8 protein-coding genes are annotated in these 8,048 nt (G+C 38.5%); 5 read left to right on the forward strand and 3 right to left on the reverse strand.

From position 1 onward, the window contains the following. Positions 1-146: 146 nt before the first annotated feature. Entirely contained in the window at positions 147-785 is a 639-nt protein-coding gene (locus BCT49_RS23910) for a TetR/AcrR family transcriptional regulator (protein WP_065675998.1), read from the reverse strand. 124 nt (positions 786-909) lie between these two features. Beyond that, a complete protein-coding gene (locus BCT49_RS23915; protein WP_102438699.1) occupies positions 910-2,073 on the reverse strand; it encodes a nucleotide sugar dehydrogenase in 1,164 nt (387 codons plus the stop codon). Positions 2,074-2,225: 152 nt separating this feature from the next. Between BCT49_RS23915 and rfaD the strand changes: the two genes are divergently transcribed. The 5 genes from rfaD (at position 2,226) to BCT49_RS23940 (ending at position 7,321) form a co-directional block, all read left to right on the forward strand. Next, complete coding sequence (gene rfaD, locus BCT49_RS23920) at positions 2,226-3,167, forward strand: ADP-glyceromanno-heptose 6-epimerase (protein WP_102438701.1); 942 nt, start codon at positions 2,226-2,228, stop codon at positions 3,165-3,167. 140 nt (positions 3,168-3,307) lie between these two features. Continuing rightward, on the forward strand, positions 3,308-4,264 hold the full coding sequence (gene lpxM / locus BCT49_RS23925) for a lauroyl-Kdo(2)-lipid IV(A) myristoyltransferase (protein WP_102438703.1): 957 nt from the start codon (positions 3,308-3,310) through the stop codon (positions 4,262-4,264). 81 nt (positions 4,265-4,345) lie between these two features. Further along, complete coding sequence (locus tag BCT49_RS23930) at positions 4,346-5,473, forward strand: O-antigen ligase family protein (protein ID WP_372166578.1); 1,128 nt, start codon at positions 4,346-4,348, stop codon at positions 5,471-5,473. Then, the gene (locus tag BCT49_RS23935; RefSeq protein ID WP_102438707.1) at positions 5,466-6,218 is read left to right on the forward strand and encodes a glycosyltransferase family 25 protein; all 753 of its coding nucleotides are present in this window, start codon (positions 5,466-5,468) and stop codon (positions 6,216-6,218) included. Before BCT49_RS23930 ends, BCT49_RS23935 begins: the two co-directional genes overlap by 8 nt. Next, the gene (locus BCT49_RS23940; RefSeq protein ID WP_102438709.1) at positions 6,215-7,321 is read left to right on the forward strand and encodes a polysialyltransferase family glycosyltransferase; all 1,107 of its coding nucleotides are present in this window, start codon (positions 6,215-6,217) and stop codon (positions 7,319-7,321) included. The genes BCT49_RS23935 and BCT49_RS23940 overlap by 4 nt, the downstream gene beginning before the upstream one ends. Before the next feature lie 4 nt (positions 7,322-7,325). Here BCT49_RS23940 and BCT49_RS23945 read toward each other — a convergent pair. Beyond that, the coding region (locus BCT49_RS23945; RefSeq protein WP_102438711.1) for an N-acetylneuraminate synthase family protein at positions 7,326-8,048 on the reverse strand (723 nt) is incomplete at its 5' end.

The following is an 8,048-nucleotide window of genomic DNA, read 5'->3' on the forward strand; positions in this document are numbered from 1 at the left end:
AAATCCGACACAAATCAGAGTAAAACGTTACATGAAAAACGGAGCCTCGTCGTCGCTCTACCCTGCTTTTCGTTTACTCGTATCCCGTAACTCGAATCTGCTCTTTCCCGCTCTTCGTTACCCGTATCTCGCTTACTCGTCTCTTTCTACTTAGAGTTCAACGCTCTCACACCATCTTCCAATAATGTCAGCTGCTCAAAACCTTGAGCTGTCGCAATTGGTTTAACGGTCGCGATCATCTGCAACATTCCTTGATGTACAACCTGCTCAGTAATTTGAGCTTTTGGAGACATCGCAGACTGATAAGCTAACCAACCCGATGCGATCAAGTGAAGCGACGTTACCATCGACTTCATCTCTGAGTCTGTCGCTTTAAGCAAGTTCAACTCAACAAAGGCCCTCATGATATCGACAAGGTTGGTTTGCAATCTTTCTTGCACGGCCATGTAATCAAGGTGGAGTTTTTCATCACGTGACAATATTTCAGGCAGATTCGCATAGAAGAATCGGTACTTCCACATCAGTGTGAAGATAGAATCTAAGTAGGTCTTTAGTAGCGTCAGGCTTTCTTGTTGGCCTTGAATCGGCGTGAACCTTTCAAGCAACTCTGTTGAATAGAGAGTGAAGATGTCACGGACAATTTCTTGTTTGTTACGGAAGTGGTAGTAGAGGTTACCAGGGCTAATCTCGATATGCTCAGCAATATGATTGGTCGTAATACTGCGCTCGCCATGCTCATTAAAAAGCTCTAGAGCAGCGTAAACAATCTTGTCACGTGTTTTCATTAGTTATTAGTATCCCTATCCGTTTAGTGGCTCAGTATATCGCCACTAAACGGATAGATCGAGCTGTTAACATCTGGTCTAATTAGCATTAGCTAAAATAGAGCCGAATCAATCACTACTGTAATCAATCACTGCCAAACAGATCTCGTGTGTAAACCTTATCTGCAACGTCTGCAATCTCTTCTACCATTCTGTTGGATACAATCACATCCGATACAGCTTTGAACTCTTCTAGGTCAGAATAAACCTTCGAGTTAAAGAAATGCTCTTCTTCCAATACTGGTTCGAACACCACCACTTCTATGCCTTTAGCTTTCAAACGCTTCATAATCCCTTGAATCGACGATGCACGGAAATTGTCTGAACCGGCCTTCATGATCAAACGATAAATACCTACAATTTTAGGCGAGCGCTTAATAATTGAATCCGCAATGAAGTCCTTACGAGTGCGGTTAGCATCGACAATGGCACCCACAATATTGTTAGGTACATCTTCGTAATTCGCCAACAGTTGCTTGGTATCTTTTGGTAAGCAGTAACCACCATAACCAAATGAAGGGTTGTTGTAGTGATTACCAATTCGAGGGTCTAAGCCAACACCTTCGATAATCTGGCGAGAATCCAAACCGTGAGCTTCTGCGTAAGAGTCAAGTTCATTGAAGTAAGAAACTCGCATCGCTAGGTAGGTATTTGAGAACAGTTTTACTGCTTCTGCTTCTGTTGAGTTAGTAAACAAAACATCGATGTTCTCTTTTTCTGCGCCTTCAACCAGCAGATTCGCAAACACTTTAGCTCGCTGAGAGCACTCACCTACGATAATTCGTGATGGGTGTAAGTTGTCGTATAAAGCTTTGCCTTCGCGCAAAAATTCTGGGGAGAACATAATATTTTCACAGTTCAGCTCTTGCTTAACACGCTCAGTATAACCAACAGGCACAGTTGATTTGATCACCATGACGGCATTTGGATTGATACCCATGACGTCTTTAATGACCGATTCTACAGAGCTGGTATCAAAATAATTGTTTTTTGGATCATAATCGGTTGGAGTAGCAATAATGACAAACTCAGCATCTTTGTAAGCCGACTTATCTGTTGTCGCCCTGAAATTCAGCGACTTATTTGATAGAAAGTGCTCAATCTCATTGTCTACAATCGGTGACTGCTTATTGTTTAGCATTGCCACTTTTTCATCGATGATATCTACCGCAATAACTTCATGATGTTGTGCCAAAAGCATAGCGTTTGATAAACCCACATACCCAGTACCGGCTACTGCAATCTTCATGATAATACCTATAGTTTTGAGTAATTAACTCAACATAATTTATAACTTAGCTTGCCGTATCATACTCTGGTTGGGGAATTATTCCACTAGCCCGCCTTATCCATTCCTTGCTATACTCGTTATAGTTTTGTATTCAAAAGAGTTAGAAAATTATGATTATCGTAACTGGTGGTGCTGGCATGATTGGCAGCAATATTGTTAAGGCGCTCAATGAAGCGGGCCACAACGATATTCTAGTCGTCGACAACTTAAAAGATGGTAAGAAATTTAAGAACCTTGTAGACCTAGACATCACTGATTACATGGATCGTGATGACTTTTTAACTCAAGTTATGGCCGGTGATGATTTCGGTCATATTGAGGCTGTTTTCCATGAAGGTGCGTGCTCTGCGACCACTGAGTGGGATGGCAAATACATGATGCTCAACAACTATGAGTATTCAAAAGAGCTACTTCATTACTGTGTTGAACGTGAAATTCCGTTCTTATACGCCTCTTCAGCTGCGACTTATGGCGAAACCGATACTTTTATCGAGGAGAGAGAATTCGAAGGCGCATTGAATGTCTACGGCTATTCAAAACAACAGTTTGATAACTATGTTCGCCGTTTAACCGCAGATGCAGCAGCTCATAACGAAGCACTTCCACAAATCGTTGGCTTCCGTTACTTCAATGTTTACGGCCCTCGTGAGCAACACAAAAGCAGCATGGCGTCGGTAGCATTCCACCTAAACAACCAAATGAATGCCGGTGAAAACCCTAAGTTGTTCGCTGGTAGCGAGACCTTCAAGCGTGATTTTGTGTATGTAGGTGATGTCGCGGCGGTAAACCTATGGTTCTTAGAAAATGGCGTATCAGGCATCTTCAACCTAGGTACAGGCAACGCAGAGTCTTTTGAAGAAGTAGCAAAAGCCGTAATCAAGCACCACGGTAAAGGCGAAATCGAAACGATTCCTTTCCCTGAGCATTTGAAAGGTGCTTACCAAGAATTCACTCAAGCTGACTTAACTAAGCTACGCAACACAGGTTGCGACATCGAGTTTAGAACAGTGGCAGATGGCGTCGCTGAGTACATGAAGCTCGTAAACGCATAGCTGTAAGCTTTATATTTAAGATTAAGACCAATAGTGCTCCTACTTTTTGGGGTGCATTATTGGACAATCTAATAAACATAATCATTCCCTGAGTGACCGATATAAAGTTAACTCTCTGATTTAAATAATGTAGTGAACGAATGACCACACAACGCAATGATTTTGATCCAAAAGCTTACAATCCTGAGTTTGAATGGGGATTTCTGGCACCTAAATACTGGGGCACTTGGATTGCTGTTTTGTTATCGTCTTTAGTCTGCTTCTTGCCTAATAGCGTTCGTTTAGCACTCGCTAAGTTTATGGCTAAGCAGGCTGTAAAAATCAAGAATAAGGCTAACCGCCGAGCTCGCGTAAACCTTGAGATGTGCTTTCCTGAGCAATCTGTAGAACAACGTGAAGAAACTCTCTATCAGTCATACGTTACTTCCATCTCATTTTTGATGGGATTTGCTTCACTGACACTAAAGAGTAAAACTTGGCTAGAGAATAACACCTCGATAAACGGCCTGAGTAACCTAACTGATATTACGGACAGCGGTGAAAATGTTATCTTGTTGGTACCTCATACATGGGCTATCGATATCCCAGCGGTATTATTAGCATCACGCAATTTACCTGTGTCTGCGATGGCGAAAGCTCAGAAAAACAAACTCAGTGACTGGCTAATGCACCGACAGCGCGTGCAATATGGCGGTCGTGTTTATGACCGTAGTGGAGGAATCAAGCCTTTCATCAAGTCAGTTCGTGACGGGTACCTTGGTTATTATCTCCCTGATGAAGATCTTGGTCGTGAGCACAGTGTGTTCGTTGATTTCTTTGCTACTCAAAAAGCAACAATTTCGGGCCTTGGTCGCCTATCAAAACTGAGCAAGGCCAAAATCGTTCCTTTGTTTGCTCAATACGATAGTAATACTGGCCAATACACCCTGGACTTCTACCCTGCTCTACCATTCCCAACAGGGAGCGAAGAGGAGGACGCACGAATGATGAATCAATGTATTGAAGATTACGTGAATAAGAACCCGGAACAATATATGTGGATCTTAAGACTGATTAAGACTCGTCCTGAAAGTAATGTAAACCCTTATCATAACTAGTGCTTAATAATCATAATGACTCTTATCAAACGTAACCTGTCCATATTACTGATACTACCTTATTTTATTGCAGTAACAGTCATGCTTGTATTAGATAGCGGTGATAAAAAGCTTATCCCATTTATTATACTTAGCATAATCATTAGTATTTTTTTGTATAAAAAAGAGCTAATAATTAAAAATCTAAAATCGCCATTTATATGGTTATTATCTCTATTATGTGCATATACAATATTTAGTTACTATTACCATGGTTCAAGCTCTAGAGAAATGAGAGCACTACTTGGTTCCACCCTATTTCTTTTATTTTTCCCATATCAAATCCTGACTCAAAAAGTGATTCAATGGATAGTTTTAGTTGGTAGTTTTGCTGTATGTATCAATAGTATCTATTTTAATCTTTATATGAATATAGGCCGTGATGCTGGTTATATCAACCCGATACCATACGCAACAGCGTGCGCTTTAATATCCATAATAGCTTTCTCTTTACTGCTAGAGAGTTCCTCCTTAAAGGGAAAAGCTCTTCCTTTGGTAGCTTTTTTACTCTCATTGCCTCCTATAATCCTAAGTGAGACTAGAGGTATCTGGTTAGCGCTCACTTTGAGTATCTTTATTATAATCGTAGTTAAATGTATTAAAAACCCTCCGTCAAGAAAACAAATATTATCTACCTTTATATTTACAGCCATTTTAACCTCTTCTGGTACTTTTTTATTTAAAGATAAAATAAATCAACGATATGATAGCACCATCTATGAAATCAACAGAATTCAAGCCGATGACTATAGCACTTCTGTTGGTCTTAGGTTGCAAATGTGGATGTTGGCACCAGATCTAATAAAACAAAAACCAATACTAGGGCATGGACAAGAGCAACGGGAAATATTAAAAGATAAGTTAAAAAATGGTGGAATATCTAATCAACTATTTCACTTCGCTTCAGCTCACTACCATAATCAAGTTTTAGATAAAATGGTTAAGTCTGGGGTTATAGGGCTAATACTTGTAATTGGACTTCTACTTTATCCACTAATGATGGTGAAAAAATTATCATCACTCGATGCATATATAGTAATTGGTTTAGTTAGTCTATTTTTCATTGCTGGTTTAACTGATGTTCCTTTTAATCATTCTCAGCCCATGATGTTGTATTTGTTATTTCTAGTCCCTATTTGCTCAAGATGTAAGAGAGTTATCAATGACTAAAATTTTCGTCATAAATTTAGAATCTTCCACAGAAAGAAAAAAGAACATTAGTCGTCAATTAGACGAACTATCTCTTCCTTTTGAGCTATTTTCTGCAGTAGATGGAAGAACATCTCCCTCTCACCCGCTTCTCAGCTATTATAATGATGAGTTGAGCCAAACCTTCCGGGCAAAGACACTTAGTGCCGGGCAACTAGGGTGCTATGCGAGCCATTTTTTATTATGGGGAAAATGTGTTGAACTCAATCAACCAATAATCGTAATTGAAGATGATGCTCTTATATTTAAGGAGGAAATTCTTAATTTTATAAAGGACATTCCTGAACTTCCTAAAAATGTAGAATGTGTTCGGTTATTTAACAATAAACGTCGTAAATTTCGTTCTTATTCTATCTTTGAGTGTTGCTCAACCAGCATACATAAGTTCACTAAAGGTCATATGAGTGCTACAGGTTATTTCCTAACACCCTCAGGAGCAAAAAAACTACTTAATAATTCAAATGAATGGTATATGGCTGTCGATATTTACATGGATCGATTCTGGAAACATGGCGTTGAATGCTATGGGACTGAAGCTCCTTGTTTAACTAATGACCCTAAGTTCGACTCAGACATTGGCTATACTAAGCGTACTACTACTCGAAGTTTTATTAAGAAGTGTAAGCGTGAATACTTCAATTTAAGCGAAACTATTCAACGTCACTTACATAATTTAAAATTCAAACTGAGTAGAAGTAAATCATGAACTTAACACATAAAGATATTTATGTCTGCTCGACGGTAAGGCACTTATTACTTAGTTTGTATAAAGCACAAGATGAGATGAATCCGTCGACCATAATTCATTTCTACGATTATCAAGATATAGATCCTAAAGACATAGACACAGATCAACTCCCTAAAAAAATAGAGTTAGTGTTAATGAATAGGGAATCGCTAGTTAATCATATAAAGAAAATGGGATATATTGGTAAATATATTTTATTTTGCTCTCTTCGTGGTTGGCCAATGCCAGATAAATTTAAAAAAATCTTGGTGGCATCAATATATGAAAGCAATAAAAACGTAGACTTAACGGGTGGGATAAATAAACTATTCTTATTCAATGATAACAATAAGATGTCTAGGTTATTTCGCCTTCTAGTTAAATCTTATTCAATGATAGAAGATGGAATGGGGAATTACGTTAAGCACCAGATTGATGACAAGCCCAAACAATTATTTCGTTTGCTATCAAATCAACCGCCTAAGCATTACGTATTTGGTGAAAGAAAGCAATGTGACCACATTTATGTAATACACCCAGAAAAGTTACCAAAATCAGTACAACACAAAGGAAGAAGACTTGTTTTATCAAAAGATAAAGCAAAAATATCAAAGATCCAACAATGCTTTAAGTTTGATAATACTAGTAATTTCGACAATAAGACATTAATCATCGCCACGCAACCCATATTTAACAAATTAAAAGGTAAGCTTAAAGACAATGATTTCTTTTATGAAATCTATAGTAAATTAATATTAGAGAGTAAACGTAAAGGTTTCACCCCAATTTTGAAGTTGCACCCAAAGGAAAGTGATTCAGATTATTTATCTTTCAAAGAAAAAGGAGTGAGATTTTTATCTAATAAATTACCTTTGGAAATTTATCTACTATCTAGCAAAGATAAGGTTAACATAATATCAATTAATTCTTCAGCCGGAATGGGGATCGAGGAATATTGTGAAATATATAAATTAATCCCAGACAGCAAGGTTCATGACTTGGGAAATATATTAATTGAATTAGAAAAAAAACAAGATAGCCTTCAAGATTTAATATCTCTACAGCTATCTAATATCAAATAACTGACTATATAAATAAATTCAAGGATAAAGGAGTTCCTGAATTTATCTTAGTTAGAGCTTTTTTTCCTAGAACGTCTTCATAGTATTTTGGTGGCAAGCCAAAACCAGGTCTGATACTCCGAATGTTTTCAGGGGTCAACAATTCACCTTCCGCGATGTCTTTCACTACATACAAAGATCGGCGAAATTTCACGTTCCCCTTTTCAGCTTCCGTTCTCTCGTAATTGACTTGTCCCATAGCTTGCCAAGCTGTTTTCGTATCTTTACATAATGTCGCTAACTCATGAGGCTCAAGAGAAAAGCTATCATCTGCGCCACCACCGTTTCGATCCATCGTGACATGCTTTTCTATCAAACATGCACCTAGAGTCACTGAGGCAACCGCAGTAGCATTGTCAATCGTGTGATCAGAAAGGCCTGACAATACTTCGAATCGTTGTGCTATATCGGCAATAGTTTTTAAATTGTACTGTTCAGCTGGTGCTGGATACCCACTTACACAGTGCAGTACAACTAATTCAGTACACCCATTATCTCTTGCTGCTTTTACAGCTTCTGCAATCTCTTTTTCGTTGGCCATTCCAGTTGAAATAATCATCGGCTTACCCGTTTGAGCAACACGCTTAATCAAAGGTAAATCAACCACTTCGAAAGATGCTATTTTGTATGCAGGAGCGTCTAGCTCCTCTAATAAATCTACAGCGGTAAAAGGCTTTGTTGCGTAATT

Source organism: Vibrio lentus (assembly GCF_002875945.1).
GTDB lineage: Bacteria > Pseudomonadota > Gammaproteobacteria > Enterobacterales > Vibrionaceae > Vibrio > Vibrio apostichopi.